21 protein-coding genes are annotated in these 17722 nt (G+C 75.0%); 8 read left to right on the forward strand and 13 right to left on the reverse strand.

Features of this window, described 5'->3' with window-relative positions; all coding sequences use genetic code 11:
- Window positions 1-98: 98 nt before the first annotated feature.
- From GA0070608_RS26555 to GA0070608_RS26575, 5 genes are all read left to right on the forward strand, one after another.
- Window positions 99-506: a hypothetical protein gene (locus tag GA0070608_RS26555; protein ID WP_091631194.1), complete on the forward strand. Its 408-nt coding sequence runs from the start codon at window positions 99-101 to the stop codon at window positions 504-506.
- 124 nt (window positions 507-630) lie between these two features.
- Window positions 631-891 (forward strand): hypothetical protein, encoded by a 261-nt coding sequence (locus GA0070608_RS26560; RefSeq protein ID WP_089000636.1) that lies wholly within the window; start codon window positions 631-633, stop codon window positions 889-891.
- Between the two features lie 9 nt (window positions 892-900).
- Entirely contained in the window at window positions 901-2145 is a 1245-nt protein-coding gene (locus GA0070608_RS26565) for a hypothetical protein (RefSeq protein WP_245715956.1), read from the forward strand.
- On the forward strand, window positions 2138-4810 hold the full coding sequence (locus GA0070608_RS26570) for an FtsK/SpoIIIE domain-containing protein (protein WP_091631196.1): 2673 nt from the start codon (window positions 2138-2140) through the stop codon (window positions 4808-4810). Before GA0070608_RS26565 ends, GA0070608_RS26570 begins: the two co-directional genes overlap by 8 nt.
- A complete protein-coding gene (locus tag GA0070608_RS26575; protein WP_091631199.1) occupies window positions 4807-5472 on the forward strand; it encodes a hypothetical protein in 666 nt (221 codons plus the stop codon). Before GA0070608_RS26570 ends, GA0070608_RS26575 begins: the two co-directional genes overlap by 4 nt.
- A gap of 60 nt (window positions 5473-5532) precedes the next feature.
- On the opposite strand, the gene GA0070608_RS26580 is transcribed toward GA0070608_RS26575, so the two are convergent.
- Together GA0070608_RS26580 and GA0070608_RS26585 are read right to left on the reverse strand one after the other, a co-directional pair.
- The gene (locus GA0070608_RS26580; RefSeq protein ID WP_091631201.1) at window positions 5533-6801 is read right to left on the reverse strand and encodes a cupin domain-containing protein; all 1269 of its coding nucleotides are present in this window, start codon (window positions 6799-6801) and stop codon (window positions 5533-5535) included.
- A gap of 10 nt (window positions 6802-6811) precedes the next feature.
- The gene (locus tag GA0070608_RS26585; RefSeq protein WP_091631203.1) at window positions 6812-7099 is read right to left on the reverse strand and encodes a hypothetical protein; all 288 of its coding nucleotides are present in this window, start codon (window positions 7097-7099) and stop codon (window positions 6812-6814) included.
- Window positions 7100-7260: 161 nt separating this feature from the next.
- Here GA0070608_RS26585 and GA0070608_RS26590 point away from each other — a divergent pair, with 161 nt between their 5' ends.
- On the forward strand, window positions 7261-8037 hold the full coding sequence (locus tag GA0070608_RS26590; protein WP_245715957.1) for a PIG-L deacetylase family protein: 777 nt from the start codon (window positions 7261-7263) through the stop codon (window positions 8035-8037).
- 64 nt (window positions 8038-8101) lie between these two features.
- Here GA0070608_RS26590 and GA0070608_RS26595 read toward each other — a convergent pair whose 3' ends face one another.
- From GA0070608_RS26595 to GA0070608_RS26640, 9 genes are all read right to left on the reverse strand, one after another.
- Window positions 8102-8530 carry a DUF2267 domain-containing protein gene (locus GA0070608_RS26595; protein ID WP_091631205.1) on the reverse strand — a complete coding sequence of 143 codons (429 nt, stop codon included), beginning with the start codon at window positions 8528-8530 and terminating at the stop codon, window positions 8102-8104.
- 303 nt (window positions 8531-8833) lie between these two features.
- Window positions 8834-9706, reverse strand: coding sequence for a DUF72 domain-containing protein (locus GA0070608_RS26605; protein ID WP_091631207.1), 873 nt, complete (start codon window positions 9704-9706; stop codon window positions 8834-8836).
- Window positions 9707-9754: 48 nt separating this feature from the next.
- Window positions 9755-10153 carry a TraR/DksA family transcriptional regulator gene (locus tag GA0070608_RS26610; RefSeq protein WP_091631210.1) on the reverse strand — a complete coding sequence of 133 codons (399 nt, stop codon included), beginning with the start codon at window positions 10151-10153 and terminating at the stop codon, window positions 9755-9757.
- A 161-nt stretch (window positions 10154-10314) separates the two neighbouring features.
- Window positions 10315-10953 carry a nucleoside/nucleotide kinase family protein gene (locus GA0070608_RS26615; RefSeq protein ID WP_091631213.1) on the reverse strand — a complete coding sequence of 213 codons (639 nt, stop codon included), beginning with the start codon at window positions 10951-10953 and terminating at the stop codon, window positions 10315-10317.
- Between the two features lie 73 nt (window positions 10954-11026).
- Window positions 11027-11632, reverse strand: a complete 606-nt coding sequence (locus GA0070608_RS26620) for a winged helix-turn-helix domain-containing protein (RefSeq protein ID WP_091631216.1) — start codon at window positions 11630-11632, stop codon at window positions 11027-11029.
- 388 nt (window positions 11633-12020) lie between these two features.
- Window positions 12021-12575 carry a winged helix-turn-helix domain-containing protein gene (locus GA0070608_RS26625; RefSeq protein WP_091631219.1) on the reverse strand — a complete coding sequence of 185 codons (555 nt, stop codon included), beginning with the start codon at window positions 12573-12575 and terminating at the stop codon, window positions 12021-12023.
- A 48-nt stretch (window positions 12576-12623) separates the two neighbouring features.
- Window positions 12624-13118 (reverse strand): rhodanese-like domain-containing protein, encoded by a 495-nt coding sequence (locus GA0070608_RS26630; RefSeq protein WP_091631222.1) that lies wholly within the window; start codon window positions 13116-13118, stop codon window positions 12624-12626.
- 173 nt (window positions 13119-13291) lie between these two features.
- Window positions 13292-13747: a cysteine dioxygenase gene (locus GA0070608_RS26635; RefSeq protein ID WP_091631224.1), complete on the reverse strand. Its 456-nt coding sequence runs from the start codon at window positions 13745-13747 to the stop codon at window positions 13292-13294.
- A gap of 89 nt (window positions 13748-13836) precedes the next feature.
- On the reverse strand, window positions 13837-14214 hold the full coding sequence (locus tag GA0070608_RS26640) for a cupin domain-containing protein (protein WP_091636235.1): 378 nt from the start codon (window positions 14212-14214) through the stop codon (window positions 13837-13839).
- A 109-nt stretch (window positions 14215-14323) separates the two neighbouring features.
- Here GA0070608_RS26640 and GA0070608_RS26645 point away from each other — a divergent pair, with 109 nt between their 5' ends.
- Together GA0070608_RS26645 and GA0070608_RS26650 are read left to right on the forward strand one after the other, a co-directional pair.
- The gene (locus GA0070608_RS26645) at window positions 14324-14677 is read left to right on the forward strand and encodes an ankyrin repeat domain-containing protein (protein ID WP_411970849.1); all 354 of its coding nucleotides are present in this window, start codon (window positions 14324-14326) and stop codon (window positions 14675-14677) included.
- Between the two features lie 149 nt (window positions 14678-14826).
- Window positions 14827-15783, forward strand: a complete 957-nt coding sequence (locus GA0070608_RS26650; RefSeq protein ID WP_091631228.1) for a DUF3500 domain-containing protein — start codon at window positions 14827-14829, stop codon at window positions 15781-15783.
- Between the two features lie 349 nt (window positions 15784-16132).
- Here GA0070608_RS26650 and GA0070608_RS26655 read toward each other — a convergent pair whose 3' ends face one another.
- Both GA0070608_RS26655 and GA0070608_RS26660 read right to left on the reverse strand, forming a co-directional pair.
- Window positions 16133-16636, reverse strand: a complete 504-nt coding sequence (locus GA0070608_RS26655; RefSeq protein ID WP_091631230.1) for a DUF2231 domain-containing protein — start codon at window positions 16634-16636, stop codon at window positions 16133-16135.
- 278 nt (window positions 16637-16914) lie between these two features.
- Entirely contained in the window at window positions 16915-17655 is a 741-nt protein-coding gene (locus tag GA0070608_RS26660; RefSeq protein WP_091631232.1) for a GAF and ANTAR domain-containing protein, read from the reverse strand.
- Between the last annotated feature and the right edge of the window lie 67 nt (window positions 17656-17722).

Below are 17722 nucleotides of genomic sequence, written 5' to 3' on the forward strand. Positions count from 1 at the left end.
CGCACCCGGAGGTAAGGAAGGGGCACCCTGTACAACGCCTGCGGTAGAGGAAGGGTCCCTTCCTTACCTGCGGGGCGGGTGGGTGGCAGGCTGGTGGGATGGAGCCGACCGTGCCGCTGCTGATCGTGGACGCCGCCAACGTGGTGGGCTCCCGCCCGGACGGCTGGTGGCGGGACCGCGCCGGCGCGACCGCCCGGCTGCGCGACTCGCTGGCCCGGGTGGCCGACGCCGGGCTGCCCCCGGAGCTGCCGCCCCCGGTGGAGGTGGTGCTGGTGGTGGAGGGGCGGGCGCGGGACGTGCCGGGCACGACGGGGGTACGGGTGGTCGCCGCGACCGGTTCCGGGGACGACGCCGTCGTCGAGCTGGTCGCCGCAGCCCCGCAGCGCCGGCGGCTGGTCGTCACCGCCGACCGTGAGCTGCGGGAACGGGTCACCACGCAGGGCGCCGAGGTGTACGGGCCACGCTGGCTGCGGGACCGGGCGACCCCGCCCGGACAGTCCCGTTAATCGGACTCCCGGCGCTTCCGGTCGACAACCGGTCAGCGGGGCAGGAACACTGACAGGGCGGATGTTCTCTCACCACAAGGGATAGGCTCTAATGGAGGCCTCCCCGCCCCCAGGAGGTTTCGCCGTGGCGAGCGTCGCCGAGCTCAAGGCAGCCATCGATGTCGCGCTCCAGCAGATCGGCGACGGCCAGAGCGCCGTACAGGCGGCCGGAGAGAAGCTGGCCGAGGCGCAGCAGACCCTGGCCGGTGCTCTGGAGGGCAGCGGGCACGAGACGGTCGAGGCGGCCCAGTCCTCGCTGACCCAGGCCAGCCAGGAGCTGGAGGAGTGCCTCGCCGCGACACTCGTCGCCGTCGAGCAGGCGCAACTCTACGTCGCGACGCTCTGAGGCCCGGCCGTGTCCATCGTCGAGGACGTCGGCGCGCAGGTCCGCTCCGCCGCCGATGACCTGCCGCTCGCGCAACTGGCCCTGGTGCTGGAGAAGTTCGGGCTGGCCGCCGAGCGGCTGCGCTGGGTCCGTCAGGAGTCGGCCAACCCGATGGGGGTGCCGGAGCTGTCCGCCGCCACCGAGCACGCCGAGACCGCCGGATACGCGTTGCGCGTCGCCCAGGAGCAGTTGTCGGCGTACCTCGTCGCGATCGGGCTGGCCGCCGACGGTTCCCCGGCCCCAAGGCCCGGGGAGCAGCAACGCCGGCCCGCGCACGACACGCCGCGCGAGGCGGCCCCGGGGGCTCCGGCGCCGGAGCCGGCCGCCGAGGTGACGCCTCGCCGTTGGTGGTCGGTACGGGTGGCCGAGCTGACGGGCGGCCGGGAGGGTCCGCCGGAGGCACCGGACGAGAAGGTCGACGATGCCCGGGAGCTGCTGCGCCGGGTGGTCGGCGGGGTACGCGCCGGCGACCGGGACCGGCTGCACACCGAGCTGCGCCGCGCACACGCCGACGTCGGCCTCGGCCTCGCCGCGGTGGCCCCGCCGCTGCTGCGAGACCTGGCCGGGGAGCTGCTCGGGCACCCGCCGCGCGCCGACGACCTGGGACGGTTGCACCGCGAGCTGGATGGCCGGGTCCGGGATCTGCTGCCCGGCCTACCCCCTGCGGTGCTGGACACCCTGTTGACCCGGATCTGCCGGATGCCCCCGCCGCGGCGCGGCGAGGCGGAGCAGCCGCACGCCGCCGACCCGGCGGTCACGGCGGGAGTGCTCACCGGGGTGCTGCTGGCCCGGCTCGGCCGGGACCTGCCCACCGACGAGGAGCGGGCCCGGCACGCCGAGGCCGCCCGGGAGCGGCGAGCCGCCACCGAGCGGGACCGACAGGCGGAGACCGCCCGCGACCGGGCCGACGACGCGCAGTGGCAACGGCGTGCCGCCGCCGCGAAGGGTCGAGTAGCCGATGCGCGCGATCGGGTCGCGGCGGCCCGGGACCGGGCGGAGGCGGCACGCGACCAGGCCACCGCAGCCCGGGAGCGGGCGACCCGCGCCCGGCCGGACGGGTCACCGGCCACCGACGGCGCCCCGGCGGGATCCGGTGCGCCGGCCGCCGAGGGTGCCCCGGCGGGTTCGGCCGGCCGAGTCTGGGCGAGTCCGCCCGCGGGGCGGCCAGCGTCGGGCGGCAGCACGGACCCGCGCGGGCGGGGCGTCGATGGCTGACCGGCGGACCCAGCTGGTCGCCCGGGTCCGGGGCATGCTCGGCGAGGCCCTCGGCGCGACCCGGACCCGTCTGTCCGGCGCGCAGGCCGAGCTGACCACGGCCCGGGAGCGGCTGGCGAAGGTCAGGCGGGCCGCGGCGGTCGTGCCGGAGCGGGTGGGCACACAACGTGACCGGCGGCTGGCCGAGATCGACGATCGGCACGCCGAGCGGATCGCGGAGCTGGCCCGGCGCGCTGCGGACGCGGCGCACCGGGAGGCCCCCGGCGCCGCGTCCGCGGACTGGACGCGCTGGCGGCCCACCCCGACCCGGCGGGCCGAACCGCCGGGCGCGCTGCGCATCGGCACGGTACGCATCCCGACCGCCGAACCGGTGCCGGCGCTGGTGCCGCTGCTCGACGCCGGACACGTCGAGCTGACCGGGGACGACCGGGAGGGCTGCGAGGCGGTGGTGTCGGCGCTGCTGCTGCGTGGCGTCGGGCGGGCCGACCCGGGTGCCGTCCGGCTGATCGGCTACGACCCGGAGCACCTGGGCGGCGGTCTGGCCGGTTTCGCTCCCCTCGGCACCGCCGGGCTGCTCACCTTCGTCGGCCCGGGCGGGTTGGCCCGGTTGCTCGACGACCTGGTGGAGCAGATCCGCCGGATCAACGAGACCGTGCTGGCCGGGGAGTACGGCTCGCTGCGCGAGTTGGCCGCCGCCACCGGTCGCCGGCCTGAGCCGTGGCGGGTGGCGGTGCTGCTGGGCGGGGACGAGTTGTCCCGGCACGAGCGCGGTCAACTCGACCGGGTGGTCCGCACCGGGGCGGCCTGCGGCGTGCACCTGGTGGTCCGGGGCATGGCACTGCCCGAGGATCCCACCGTGGCCCGGGTGGGCACGCACGCCGACGGGGCCTGGATCGGCGGACCCGCCGGCCTGGCCGTACGCCTCGATCCGCCGCCCCCGCCGGCCCTGGTCACCGAGACCTGCCGGGAGGTGGCGGCCCGGGTCAACGCCGGCCCCGCGCCGACCCCGTTCACCGACCTGCTGCCGCCCGCGGAGCGGATGTGGCGGGAGGATTCCGCCACCGGGCTGACCGCCCCGATCGGGGAGAGCCCGCACGGCCGGCCGGTGCTGCTCACCCTGGGCGACTATCCGCCGCACGCGCTGATCGGCGGCCCGTCCGGCACCGGCAAGACGAACCTGATCTTCGCCTGGATCGGCGCGCTGGCCGCCCGGTACTCCCCCAGTGAGCTGGAGTTCTACCTGCTGGACTTCAAGGAGGGGGTGTCCTTCGCCCGGTTCGCCCAGGGCCGGCGGGATCCGAGCTGGCTGCCGCACATGCGGCTGGTCGGGATCAACGTCAACACGGACCGGGAGTTCGGCCTGGCGCTGCTGCGCTTCCTCGCCGAGGAGCTGCGCCGGCGGGCCGACGCCGCGAAGAAGCACGAGGTCACCAAGCTCGCCGAGCTGCGCGCCGTCGACCCCACCGGGCACTGGCCGCGGATCGTCGCGGTGGTCGACGAGTTCCAGATGCTGCTGGCCGGGCGGGACGTGGTCGCCCGGGAGGCCGCCGACCTGCTGGAGGACCTGGCCCGGCGCGGCCGGTCCCAGGGCATCCACCTGGTGCTCGCCTCGCAGGACGTGCGCGGCATCGAGGCGCTGTGGGGGCGGCCGGCCCTGGTCGCACAGTTCACCCTGCGGATCGCACTGCCGAAGGCGCTGCGGATCCTCGCCGAGCGCAACGACGCCGCACAGTCCCTGCCGCGCCACCATGCCGTGGTCAACGCGGAGTCGGGCATGGCGGAGGGCAACCAGGTGGCCCGGATCCCGTCGGCGAGCGACTGGGAGACGTGGAGCGAGTTGCAGCACCGGCTGTGGCGGATGCGCCCGCAGGAGGCCGCCCCGGCCCGGCTCTTCGACGGCGACGCGGTCCCCCGGCTCGCCGACGCGCCGGACTTCCGGGCGCTGGCCGCGCCGGAGACGGGACATCCGCGTACGCCGGTCGCGCTGCTCGGCGAGATCATCGACGTGCAGGCCCGTTCGGCGGCGCTGCGGCTGCCCCGGGCTCCGGGTCGCAACCTGGCGGTGCTCGGCACCCGGGTGGACGAGGCGTGCGCGGTGCTCGACGCGGCGGCCCGCTCGCTGGCCCGGCAGCACCGCCCCGGCACGGCCCGGTTCTCCATCGCCTGCCTCGACCCGGACGCCGACCCGGCCGCCCGGTCCCTCTATGAGGATCTCGCCGACGACGCCGCCTGGTACGACGAGGAGACCGTCGGCGAGCTGATGGCCGAGACCGCCGAGGGGCTCGGCACGCCGGGCAGCCCGCACTACCTGCTGCTGTTCGCCGTCGACGCGGCGGCCGGGGCACTGGCGACGCGGATCGGCCGGCGCACCGGGCTGGAGGAGCTGCGTCGGATCATGCACGACGGACCGGAGCGGCGCACCCACGTGCTGGCCTGGTGGCGGGGGGTGGCCCGGATGCGGGCCGACCTGGGCGGGCCGGCGGCCCGGACGGACCAGATCGGCGCCTGGGTGGCGTTGGACGCCCACGGCGGCGAGCTGGGCTCGTCGCTGTATCCGGGCACCGGCGGCCCGGACTGGTATCCCCGCCCGTGGCGGGGGTTGTTCTTCGACCGGGCGGTGCACCGCACCGGCCAGGTGATCATCCCCTACGGGCCGGCGCGATGAACGAACCGGTGACCAGTGAGTCGTACGCGGCCCAGATCCGTCGGCTGGCCGAGTTGAGCGCGAGGGTGCGCGCCCAGCGGGCCGAGGCGCACACCTGGCACGCCCAGCAGTGTGCCGCCGCCGAGCGGGCCGTCGCCGAGGCGGAGGCCGATCTCCGGCGGGCGGAGCGGGAGCTGGTGGACGCCCGCGGGGAGCAGGAGCGGGTGGATGCCGAGGTCGCCGACCTGTGGCAGCTGCTGCGCGGTCGGCTCGGCGGGTCGGGCCGCCGGGCGGGCGGGCCGCCGGCGCCGGTGTCCGGTGCGACGGGTGACCCGGCTCCGCTGCTGGCCGGCGTGCGGGACCTGCTCAACCGCACCCGCCAACCAGGCGACCTGCCGGGCTCGGTCAACCCGCTGCTGGCGCTGTGCGGGGTGGCCGGCGCGGTGCTCGCGTACGCGCTCGGTGGCGCGGCGCGGGCGGCGGGCGACCGGTACGGCGGCGACCTCGGGGTCGGGCTGCCGGTGTTGGCCCTGGTGGTGACGCTGCTGGGCCCGCTGGTCGGCCTGGTGCCGGCGAAGCTCCTCGCCGACCGCCGGCACGCCGTGCTCGGTCCCCGGCCGATGAGCGTCGTGCTCGTCGCCGGGCTGGTGACCACCGTCGTGCTGCTGGTCGCCGGCCGCTGACCTGCCGACGCCGGAGCACCCGAGCTTCCCGGGCGGAGGCTGTGCCGTCCGCCGGCGCGATCAGGCGGGGATCAGCACGGCCTCGCGCAGGAGACGGCGGGCCAGGGTGAGCCGGTCGGTGTCGTCGTCTAGGCCCGGCAGGTCGCCGACCCGGACGGATTCGGCGCCGAGCAGGGCGTGCACGGCCGGCGCGCACGACGCGGGCAGGGTGATCGTGCGGTCGAACAGCACCAGCGCGACCTGGTCGCCCCGCGGGCTGAGCCGCCACCGCAGGCCGGGTCGTGGGGCCAGCCGGGTGTCGGCGTCCAGCGCCGCCAGTGCGGCGGCCTGGGCCAGCGGCCGGATGGGCGCGGGCCGGGCGGCCGGCCAGGCCCGCTGCCGCAGCCGGGCGGCGACCGCCGCCGGGTCGGCCCGCAGCAGCCAGTCCCGCAGCGCCTCCACCGTCTCGGTCAGCTCCGGCTCGATCGCGTCCGGGTCCGACACGTCGGTGCCGAACGGCAGGGTGGCGCGCAGCCGCTGGTCCTCGGCGGCGAGGGCGAGCAGTTCCTCGACCATGGTGTAGCGGGTCAGCGCCCGCACGCCGACGGTCAGGTGCAGCGAGCTGGACTCCTGGGCCTGCGCGCTGTGCAGCCAGCCTCGGGGCAGGTAGAGCGCGTCGCCGGGGGCGAGCACCACGTCCAGCGCGGCGGGCCCGTCGGCGGTGGCGGCGACCTCGTCGGCCCGGCCACCCCAGGTCTGCCTCTCCAGCGGGTCGGGCAGCACCGGCGGGTGGATCCGCCAGTGCTTGCGGCCGTCGACCTGGAGGACGAAGACGTCGTGGGTGTCGTAGTGGGTGGCGAAGCCCTGGTTTCCGGCGGGGGTCAGGTAGGCGTTGACCTGCAACGGCTGCCCGACGGCGGTGCCGAGCTCGCGGGTGAAGTCGATCAGGGCCGGCCAGGTGCGGTGCAGGCCCTGCAGGACGAGGGTGGCGCCGCCGGCGTACAGCTCGAGCACCCGCTCGTCGAGGACCTGGTCGGCGATCTCGGCACCGGCGCCGCCACCGCCGGTGAAGCGGGCCGCCGGCACGAGCTGGCCGTCCTTGGCGATCCGCAGGAAGGGGCTACGCAGGCCGCGGCGGCTGAGCAGTTCGTCGGCGTCGGCGGGGCTGAGCAGGTCGGTGAAGCCGGCCCGGTTGGGCAGCTCGTCGGCGCGGGAGAGCAGCGGTGTGCGTCCCCAGTGGGCGGCGGCGAACTTCGCCGGCTCGACCGACACGCAGCGGCTGAGCGCGGCGGCGGCCTCGGACGGAACCGCCGGGCGGCTGTGGCCGCCCGGCGGGTCGATGTGAGTCACGGCCGGTCCGTCAGGCACTGCCGTCGGCGCCGCCGTCGTGCTGGCCGGGGGTCGCGCCACCGTCGGCGGGACCCTCCGCACTGCCATCGGCACCACCGTCGTGCTGGCCGGGGGTCGCGCCGCCGTCGGCGGGACCCTCCGCGCCCTGGTCGGCGCCCTTGTCGGCACCACGCTCGACACCACGGTCGGCACCACCGTCGGCGCCGCCGTCCTGCTGGCCCGGGGTCGCGCCGCCGTCGGCCGGGCCTTCGAGGCCGCCACCGCTGGTGGTCTGCATGTCATCGTCGTTGAGTGCCATGATGCTCCCTAGGGATGTGCCGCCCCGCCGTTACGCCGGGGTCCGTCGTGTAGCGGGTGGTACCCCACGCGCGATCTTCTCTAACCACACCGTAGACGTCCTTTCCGGCTCACACCGGCGGTTCGCCGGGCCCGGTCGGGCTGTCAGGCGGTGGTGACAGGATGGTCCTCCTCGACCAGGAGGTGGCGATGACGGAGGCGACCGGGCCGCGCCCGCTGGAGCCGGTGACCGAGCAGTGGCAGCGCGCGCTGGCGATCGTGGCGCACCCCGACGACCTGGAGTTCGGCGCCGCCGCCGCGGTCGCCCGCTGGACCGAGCAGGGCAAACAGATTGCCTACTGCCTCGTCACCAGCGGCGAGGCCGGCATCGACGCGATGCCCCCGCCGCGGGCCAGGGAGGTCCGGGAGCGCGAGCAACGCGAGTCGGCGGCCCTGGTCGGGGTGGAGACCGTGGAGTTCCTCGGCCTCCCCGACGGCGTCCTGGAGTACGGCGTGCCACTGCGCCGCGCCCTGGCCGGGGTGGTCCGCCGGCACCGCCCCGAGATCGTGATCACCAACAACTTTCGCGACACCTGGGACGGGGCGTACGCGCTGAACCAGGCCGACCACATCGTCACCGGCCGGGCGGTCCTGGATGCCGTCCGCGACGCCGGCAACCGGTGGGTCTTCCCGGAGCAGCTCACCGACGCGGTCGAGCCGTGGAACGGGGTGCGCCAGGTCTGGGCCGCCTCCTCCCCCCTCGCCGCGCACGGGGTGGACGTCACCGACACCTTCGACCGGGGCGTGGCCTCGCTGCGGGCGCACGACGCGTACCTGACCGGGCTGGGCGACGGCGGCTTCGACGCCGAGGAGTTCCTCGAAGGGCTCAGCCGCCCTGTCGGCACCCGGCTGGGCGTCCGCTACGGCGCTTCCTTCGAGGTCTTCCACGTCGACCTCTGACCGGATGGCGGCGCGCGGCCCCGCCCTCACCGCAGTGGGGGCGGGCCGTCGCGGATGGGCGGGGTCAGGGAATGATCTTCGCCAGGTCGCGGGGCATGGTGGCCTTCACGTCCTCCCACTCGCCCTGGGTCACGTGCCGGCGCAGGGTGTCCAGCACCACCTGCACCACGCGCTCCGGACCGCCCTGCACGTCGTACGGGAAGCCCTGCCGGACCTCCAGCAGGAAGTCGTCGCGGTTGAGCTTGATCGGCACGTCCTGCGGCTTCCAGCCGTCGAAGTAGATCCCGCGCACGAGCACCGGCAGCTGTGCGGCGAACTCCACGCTCTCCTGCACCGGCATCCGGTCGCGCAGCAGGTGCAGCACGGTGCGCAGCGCGCAGTAGGACTGGTTGCGTTGCTCCTTGGGCCAGCCGTAGGCCTGCTCGATGTCCTTGAGGATCAGGTTGGTCTTGTCCATCGAGGACTCGAACGCGGAATGCAGCTGCTCAGCCATCTGTCCACCCCCGTACGTCGGTCTCCCACCGTCGGTCGTCATCACGTCGCGGCGGCCCCACCGGGCCGCGCGGCTGCCGGGTCGGGCCGACCCGGGCGGGGCGCGCCCACCGGGCGTCCGCGGACGACCCGACGACGTGCAGCACGGCGCCGCGTCGTCGACCCGGTACCACCCGAACCGTCATCTCCACCCACCTCCGTGGTGTCGCCTGCCACGGCCACGGTGACCGCACACACCGTCCATGCTGCGCGGCGACGGGGTGAGCGGCCCTCACCCGGACGGGGTGAAGAAACTGCGCCCGGCTCAGCCTGCGTCTAGCAGCCCGGCGAGGGTGGCGGCGTTGGTCTGCGCGAAGTCCCGCAGGCAGTTGTTCATGAGGACGTGCGTCTGCCCGGTGGAGTCGGCCAGCTCGCGCAGCTTCGGCGCCCAGTCGCGCAACTCCCGGTCGGAGTAGCGGTAGCCGAACTTCTCGTGGATGTCCCGGCTGGTCCACTTGTCGCTGTGCCCGTGGAAGCGGACCACCGCGAGGTCCGCGGTGGCGGCCAGCACCGGGGGCACCGACGAGCGGTGCCCCTGCGGCATGTCCACGCAGACGTACGCCAGCCGGTGCTGACGCAGGAAGGCGAGGGTCTCGTCGGCGTTGTCGCCGTCGAACCAGGAGGCGTGCCGGAACTCGTAGACCGGGCGCAGCGGGGCGCACCGCTTCGCCACCTCCAGCAGGTACTGCTTGTTGTCCCGCCTGATGGTGAACCAGGGCGGGAACTGGAACAGCAACGCGCCGAGCTTGCCCGCCTCCACCAGCGGGTCCAGCGCGGCGAGGAAGCGCGTCCAGACCTCCTCGTACGCCTGCGGCGGCAGGTCGTCCGGGTACAGGTTCTTCTTCCCCGTGTCCGGCCGGAGGTCCTTGTAGAGCGCGCCGACCCGGGTCGGGTGCCCGGTGAGCAGGCTGAACGCCTTGACGTTGAAGGTGAAGCCGGTCGGGGTGCGTTCGGCCCACAGCCGCGCCGTCCGCTCGGCGGGCGGCGCGTAGTAGGTGGCGTCCACCTCGACCAGCGGGAACCGGCGGGCGTAGTACGCCAGCCGCTTCTCGGGAGTGTCGGCGGTCTGCGGGTACCAGCCGGAGTCCAGCAGCGTCCGGTCGGTCCAGGAGGCGGTGCCGACCTTGATCTCACCCATCCGTCGACCTCACCGCGTTCCGGACCGACCGGCAACCACTGGCAGGGGTCAGGCCGCCCGGCGCTCCCGGTTCTGCTTGCACTGCACGCAGGTGGTGGCGGAGGGAAAGATCTCCAGCCGCTCGACGGGGATCGCGGAGGTGCAGCCCTCGCAGAAGCCGTAGGTGCCCTCCTCCAGCCGGGTGAGGGCGTGTTCGTACTGGGCGCGGCGGTCCAGGATGGTCCGCAGCAGGGACTGTGCGGTGTCCCGCTCCGCCGTCTTGGTGCCGCTGTCGGCCTGGTCGTCGCCGGCGGTGTCACCCACCTCCACCAGTCGCAACACGTGGCTCTGCAGCACCGCCTGCTCGTACTCCGCGGACAGCTCGTCATAGCGGGCCTGCAGGGAGCGCTGGATCTGGTCGATCTCCGTCTGGGACCGGCCCGTACCGATCGTGTCGTGGACGAGCATCGCTGCCTGCCTTTCTGGCCTGAGAATCCGCCGGGATCACCGGGTACGTGCGCCCAGCGCCGGGTCGGTCCTGGCGTGGGTGGATCACCCGCGCTCTGTGAGCCGGGCGAATACCCCGGTCCGGCGAGGATCAAACCGGCGACTTTTCGGACGTCGGGGCGTCAGGGCGACACCGGGGCCTCCACCAGAGCCGGATGCCGGGGATCGTCGGCGCGGACCACGACGTCGGCGAACGAGGCTGGGGCGACCTCGTCGGCGTACCGGGCGAACGCGGGCAGCGTCCACCGCTGCGCCGGGTCGGTGCGCCGGGCCAGGGCCGCCGGGGAGAGCACCAGGTGGACCGTGACGTCGAAGGGCAGGCCCCCGCCGAGCAGCAGCGCCCCGCTGACCAGCAGGACACCTCCGGGCGGCAGGTCGACGTACCCCGCGCGGCTGGCCCGGTCGGCGGTGGTGTCCCACAGCGAGGGCAACACCCGCCCGGAGCCGTCGGGCCCGGCCGGGTCGAGCACCTCCCGGCGCAGCCCCGGTTCGTCGACCCAGCCGTCGTAGTACGCGTCGGGGTTGGTCCGGCCGTACTCCAGGCGTACCGAGGCGGGGCGGAGGAAGTCGGCGGCGCGTACGTGCAGCGCCGGCCGGCCGAGCGCGCGCAGCGGGTCGACCAGCGCGGCGGCGAGCTCGTCCGGGCCGGCCGCCGGGGCACCGTCGACGGCCACCCTCAGCCGGCCGGGGGCACCGGTGCCGGCGAGGCGCTCGGTCAGCTCGGCGACGAGCCGCTCCGGGGAGATGGGTCGGATCCGCATCCGACCATGGTGCCCCGCCGGCCGTCCAGGACGTGCCCACGTACAGGGACTCCCGGACGGGGCGGGGTGGCCGTCAGCCGTTGCGGTCGATGGTGACGTGGGCGTCGTCGGCGAGCCGGTAGCCGACGCCGTAGACGGTGGTGACCAGCGGGACGTCGACGCCGACCTTGCCGCGCAGCCGCCGGACGTGCACGTCCACGGTGCGCACGCCAGCATGCTCGTAGCCCCAGACCGCGTTGAGCAACTGCAACCGGGTGAACACCCGGCGAGGGTGGGCGACGAGGTGCAGCAGCAGGTCGAACTCCAGCCGGGTCAGTGGCAACGGCTCGCCGTCGCGCAGCACCGACCGGGACGACGCGAGGATGTGCAGGGTGGGGACCATGGCGGCGACCGGACGTGACGGCGGCCGGCCGGCCGGCACCGGCTCGGGGCGGCGTTCGACGCTGGCGGGGGCGATGATGGTGCCCTCGCCGCGTTCCAGCATCTCCCGGGCGGCCTCCAGCAGCCGCCGGGCGGGCGGGGTCAGCGACTCCTCGGATGCCAACGGGATGTTCAGGGTCACCGTGAGCATCGGTGCGGCGGTGTTGGCGGGGCGACGCTGGCCACCCGGGGGTCGACCGGGGACAGCGGGCTGGGACGTATGCCATCCGGCGCGCGACGAGGCGGGGCTGACCGACATGGTCCTCCTTGGCTGGTCCGGGTATCTCCCCACGGCCCGGGACGCCGCTTCATCGATGCTTCCCGGCGCCCGGGCGAGGGTCAAGGGGCGGATGCGTTGCATGAATGTGACAATTGACGAACGCATCGGAGCCGAACGCTCGCTCTGCGTACGAAGTCTGATGATTACAGCAGAGCCGCTCGGTCGACCCGATACGGGGGTGCCTGCCGGGTTCACTGTGGTCGGCGCGGGCGCCGCGAGGCCGGGCGAGCGAGGATCACGTCCGCCGGACGGGCGGCCACGGCCGGGCGACCGGGTGGCGCACGGCGTACCGGGGACGGGACGCACCCGACTCGGACGCGCCGACGCGGCGCGCCCGCAACCGGGGCACGCCGCGCGGGTGGTGCCGTCAGCGATTGCGCTCGATCTCGATCCGGGCCTCGTCGGCTAGGCGGTAGCCGACGCCGTAGACGGTGGTCACCACCGGCATGTCCGCGTCGAGCTTGGCGCGCAGCCGGCGGACGTGCACGTCGACGGTGCGCGCCACCGCGTGCTCGTAGCCCCACACCCGGCTCAGCAGTTGGAGCCGCGTGAAGACCCGCCGGGGCTGCTCCGCCAGGAACAGCAGCAGGTCGTACTCGATCCGGGTCAGCGGGATCGGCCGGGATCCCTGGTGGACCACCCGCGAGCCGGTGGCGATCCGGATCGCCTGCGGGTCCGGGGCGGTCGGCACCGCACGGGGCGCCGCCGGCCGGTCGTCGGCGACACCGGGACCCAGCCGGCCCTCCCCCGACTCGGCGAGTTCGCCGATCAGCTCCAGCAGTCGGGCCAGGCGAGGGCTCACCGGGCCCGGGGCCAGGTCGAGGGTGATGGTGACGGTCGGGGCGGAACGCGGGCGGACCGGCCCGATCCGCTCGGGGCGGACGGTCGGGTGGGTGCGGGTGGGGATGGCGACGACGGACATGGAGCCTCCTGCGGCGGCGGTGCCGCCACGCCCGGTGGAGCGTGGCGGTCAGGACGGCGCCCGGCCGGCGGTCACCGGGGGCGCGGGAATGGACGGACGCTGCGGCGGGGTGGGGCCGAGCACGGGCAGACCGGCGAGCCGCCAGGCGACGAAGCCGCCGACGACGTCCGTGGCGTGGTGCAGCCCGAGGTCCTGGAGGGCGGCGGCGGCCAGCGAGGAGGTGTAGCCCTCCTGGCAGATGACCATCACTCGAAGGTCGTAGCCGACCGCCTCGGGCAGCCGGGCCGGACAGCGGGGGTCGAACCGCCACTCCAGCACGTTGCGTTCGATCACCAACGAGCCGGGCACGGTGCCGTGGGCGGCCCGCTGGGCGGCCGGGCGGATGTCGACCAGCAGGGCCCCGCCCCGGTGCGCCAGGTGCGCGCGTTCCGGATCGAACCGGTCCAGCCGCGCCCTGGCCGCGGCCAGGATCTCGTCGATGCCCCGGGAGCCCGGTGGCGCCACCGGGGCCGGACACGCGCGCGGGTCGTCGGTCTGCGGCATGGTCGTTTCCTCCACTGGTTTCTGACGGTTCACGTGGGACGGCGGACGGCCGGCACGGGGTGGGCGGCACGCGCCCGATCGCGGACGATCCACGCGGAAGGATGGGCGGTCCATGCGGGAGGGCGGACGGTCCGCGAAGGCGGGCGGGCGTTCCGGGTGGGTCGGCGGGGTGTTCACCAGGCGACTCCGGCCTCGGCCACCTCGGCGACGCGTAGCCGGCCGTCCACGATTCGATAGCTGGTCATCCGGCGCAGCGCGGGCCGGTAGGCGTGGACGCTCACCGCCGGCTCGTCGCCCCGGTTGGACACCAGGTGCACGTGCCGTGGGCCGAACCGGCGGCCGGATCCGGCCGGCAGCCGGTGCGGGCGCAGCACGCCCCCGCCGACCGTCTCCTCGGTCAGGACTCCGGACACCACCAGGAACGCGCCGCCGCAGCCGCCGTGGTCGTGCAGGTCGGTGCCCTGGCCGGGCAGCCAACTCAACGCCCACACCTCGTGGTCGGCGGTCTGGGCGAGCCGGGCGTACCACCGGGAGGTGGGGTCGAAGCGCAGCGGCACCGGCCAGCGGGCGGGGTCGGCGGCCCAGCGGTGGGCGACGGCGAGCAGGTCGGGTGGGCGTCGGTCGGGCATGGCGGTCCTCGCGGTTCGGCGGTGCGTCGACCCAGCATAGCCTGCAAACCCTATTGGTTTAGTAGGTAATCTCAGACGTTGGGACGACGTCAGCGGCGGACCGGCGGCGCCACCCGGTAGCCGGGGACCGACGGCCAACGCACGGTCAACACGACCGACTCGCGCTCGGCGTACCACGAGTGGTCCACGCCCCGTCCCCACACCACGTAGTCGCCGGGTTCGCCGAGCATCACCGTCCGGTCCGGCAGCTCGACCCGGAACCGGCCGCTGACCAGCACCAGCAGGGCCGTCCGCCGCTCGCCCGTGGCCCATCGGGAGCGCGCCTCCCCGGCCGGATGCACCCCCCACTTCACCTCGACCTCGTCGCTGTGCCGAGCGTCGCCCGGCGGCATGAAATGACCGAGCAGCCAGCCGGCGTTCGTCGCCCCGTCGACGCCCGCGTTGCCCACGTACACCCTGTCGTCCATCAGCCCCTCCCCCAGCACACCGGCCGAGCAACGTACCAGGCTGGCATCCGACTAACCTGGACCGGTGAGTGAGGAACTCGACGCCGAGACGCTGGCGTTCGCGCACCGGATGTTCGACCTGGCGCGCGACGGCGCCACCGCCGAACTGGCCGACTACGTCGACGCTGGGCTGCCGGTCAACATGACCAACGACAAGGGCGACACCCTGCTGATCCTGGCGGCGTACCACGCCCGTCCCGAGACCGTCGCCGCGCTGCTCGCCCGCGGCGCCGACCACTCCCGGACCAACGACCGGGGGCAGACGGCGCTGGCGTCCGCCGCCTTCCGCAGCAGCACCGAGACGGTCCGCGCGCTGCTCGCCGCCGGGGCCGACCCGCACCACGGCAGCCCTTCGGCGGTGGACACCGCCCGCTTCTTCGACCTACCCGACATGCTCACGCTGCTGACGGCCCCGACCGGCTGACCGCTACGCCCGGCGCGGGACCGGCTGACCGCTACGCCCGGCGCGGACCGGCTGACGGCTACGCCCGGTGCGGGACACGCCAAGCCCGGCGCGGGACCGGCTGAGGGCGTCGCCCGGCGCGTCCGGCCGGCACCCGGTATACAGGGTCGGTGGACGATCCGCTACCCGAACAGATGCGCGCCGCCGCCACGGCGCTGTTGGCCGCGCTGGCCGAACCCGCCCGCGCCCACGCCACCCACCGGTTCGACGACGAGGCGGCCCGCCGCTGGATCGAGTACCGGCCACGCCCCCGGCCCGGGGTCTGCCTGGCCGATCTCGACCGCGCCGGGCGCAAGGCCACGCACCGACTGCTGGCCACCGCGCTGAGCCCACCGGCGTACGCCCAGGCGATGGCGATCGTCGCGCTGGAGGAGGTGCTGGACCGGGCAGAGGGATGGCGCCGGGGCCGGCACAGTGGCGACTACTGGGTGGCTGTCTTCGGCGACCCGGCCCGCGACGACGCCTGGGCATGGCGCCTGGAGGGGCACCACCTCTCGGTGAGCATGACCGTGGTGGCCGACCAGGTCTCCCCCGCACCGATCTTCTTCGGCGCCAACCCGGCCACCGTCCGGTACGCCGGCCGCCAGGTCTCCCGGCCGCTGGCCGTGGAGGAGGACCTGGCTCGCGCCCTGCTCGACGCGATGGGCCCGGCCGGCCGGGCCGCGGCGATCGTCGCCGACGACGCGCCCCGGGACATCATCAGCGCCACCCGGCCCCGGGTCGACGGGCCGCTGGAGCCACTCGGGGTGCCCGCCGACCGGCTCGGCCCCACCGGAAGTGCCCTGCTCGACCAGCTCGTGGCGCTCTACCTGGACCGGCTCCCGCCCGAACTGGCCGTCCGGGAAGCCCGCCGGCTGGACTCCGGGCAACTGCACTTCGCCTGGGCCGGTCCGACCGCGCCCGGCCAGCGCCACTACTACCGGGTGCAGGGCGACGACCTGCTCATCGAGTACGACAACACCGCCGACGACGGCAACCACGCGCACACCGTCCTGCGCCGCCCGGCCAGCGACTTCGGCGCGGACGTCCTGGCCACCCACCACGCCACCTCACACCCCATCCCCTGACCACGCTCCCCCGGCCCTGCCACTCAACTCTCCCCGCTCAACCCCGTCGATCTTGGCCTCCCGCCCAGCCCAGCCCCGTCCGCTCAGCCCTGCCCAGCCAGCTCAGCCCAGCCCAGCCCAGCCCCGCCTCGTCCGCCCAGCTCAGCCCCGTCCCGCCCCGCCGATCTTGCAGTTTTGGCCCCCGGTTCGAGCGGAATACGGCATTTGCTGGGGCACAAAGTGCAAGATCGCGGGGGCACGAAGGCGCAGGGCGCAGGGCGCGAAGGCGCGAAGGCGCGAAGGCGCGAAGGCGCGAAGGCACGAAGGCACGAAGGCACGAAGGCGCGAAGGCGCGAAGGCGCAGGGCGGGTCAGGGGCGGTGGGGGGCCAGGTCGATGGTGGCGTCGGGGACACCGGTCAGGGCGTCGAAGGTGGTGGCCTCGGCCCGGCGGCCGGCGTCGAAGCGGCGAACCAGGCGGACGCCCAGCGAGACACCGACCGCGCCGATGGCCAGGGCCACCAGCTCGGTGAGCAGCAGTACGACCGAGGCGCCCCGCTGCGGCGCGTCCGCGCGGACCAGGCAGGCGATCAGGAACAGCGCTGCCATCGCCACGTTCACCAGGTTGAAGGTGATCGCCGTACGCCGGGTCCGGTCAACCGGCACGTCCCACAGGTCGATCATGCCGGCCACGGCGGCCATCGCGGCGGCGACCAGGGCCGCCACGGACGTCCAGTAGCCCACCTCGCCGAGGAAGGCCGGTCCGCCGAGCACGTCGGTCAGGTCGAACACGGTCGCGCTCACGAAGAGCCCGAACGGGAACGTCACCAGCATCGGTTGGATCGGGTGCCCCTGCACCCGCAGCCGGCTCTGCATGGTTCCTCCCCAGGAAGTTAGGCACGCGTCACCAGTCCAGGGTGCTACCCGGGTGCCAGCACGCCGAAACGACACGCGGCTCCCCAGTCACGCCGGCCCCAGCGGTCACGCCGACCCCGACCGGCCGAGCGGCCGAGCGGAGCAGCCGAGCGGACCCGAGCGGGGCGGCAAGGCGGCGGGGTAGGCCCGGGGCCTGCCATCCCGCCGCCACCGGCCCGTACCAACGGCGAGCCTTGCGCGGCACCCGGCCACGTCGGCGGCCGGGGCGGCGGGAGAGGTCAGTTGTCCCGGGGACGCGACACGGTGGAAACCAGCCGGTCGGCCACCTCCCGCAGCGGGATGTCCAGCGACGACGCCGCGCTGCGCAGCACGTCGAGGGCCTCCTCGGCCGGGCAGCCGCGCTGGGTCATGATCACACCGATCGCCTGCCCGATCACCCCGTCGCCGAGCACCGAAGGGTTCAGCTCCCCGGCCCGAGCCGCCTTGCGCGCCCGGTCGCGGACCGCGGCGAGGAGCAGCCCGGCGTGCTCGGCGAGCAGCATCGCGGTGAGCTGGTGCCCGGGGGTGAGCAGGTCGGCGGCGCCGGCGTAGAGGTTGATCGCCCCGATCACCTGGTCGTCGACGTCGACCGGCGCGGAGATCACCCCGTACACGCCCAACTCCCGTGCCCGCGGCGTCCAGGCCGGCCAGCGCTCGTCGCGGTGCAACCGGTCGGAGAGGATCATCTCTCGCCGCCGGATCGCATCCATCGCTGGCGAGTCAGGGCCGTGCCGCAGGTCGTCCAGGCCCGCCAGCCGCGCGTCGGAGGCGGCCACGCCGGCCGGTTCCCCGGCCCGCAGCGCGGTGAAGCCGCACCAGCTCACGCCGGTCACCGCGTCCCGGGCGATGCGCACCAGCGCGTCCAGCGCCTCGTCGAAGTCGTCGACCGCGATCAGCCCGGCCGTCAGCTCGCGCAGCAGGGCGGCGGCCTCCAGGACGCCGAGCAGCTCCACCGCCGGGTCCCGCATCTCAAGGTTCACCGTTGCACAGCCCTCACCGTCTGAGCGCGTGCCCCCGCACGCCCGACCGGCGCCGTCACCTGTTCCA

Source organism: Micromonospora peucetia (assembly GCF_900091625.1).
Lineage (GTDB): Bacteria > Actinomycetota > Actinomycetes > Mycobacteriales > Micromonosporaceae > Micromonospora > Micromonospora peucetia.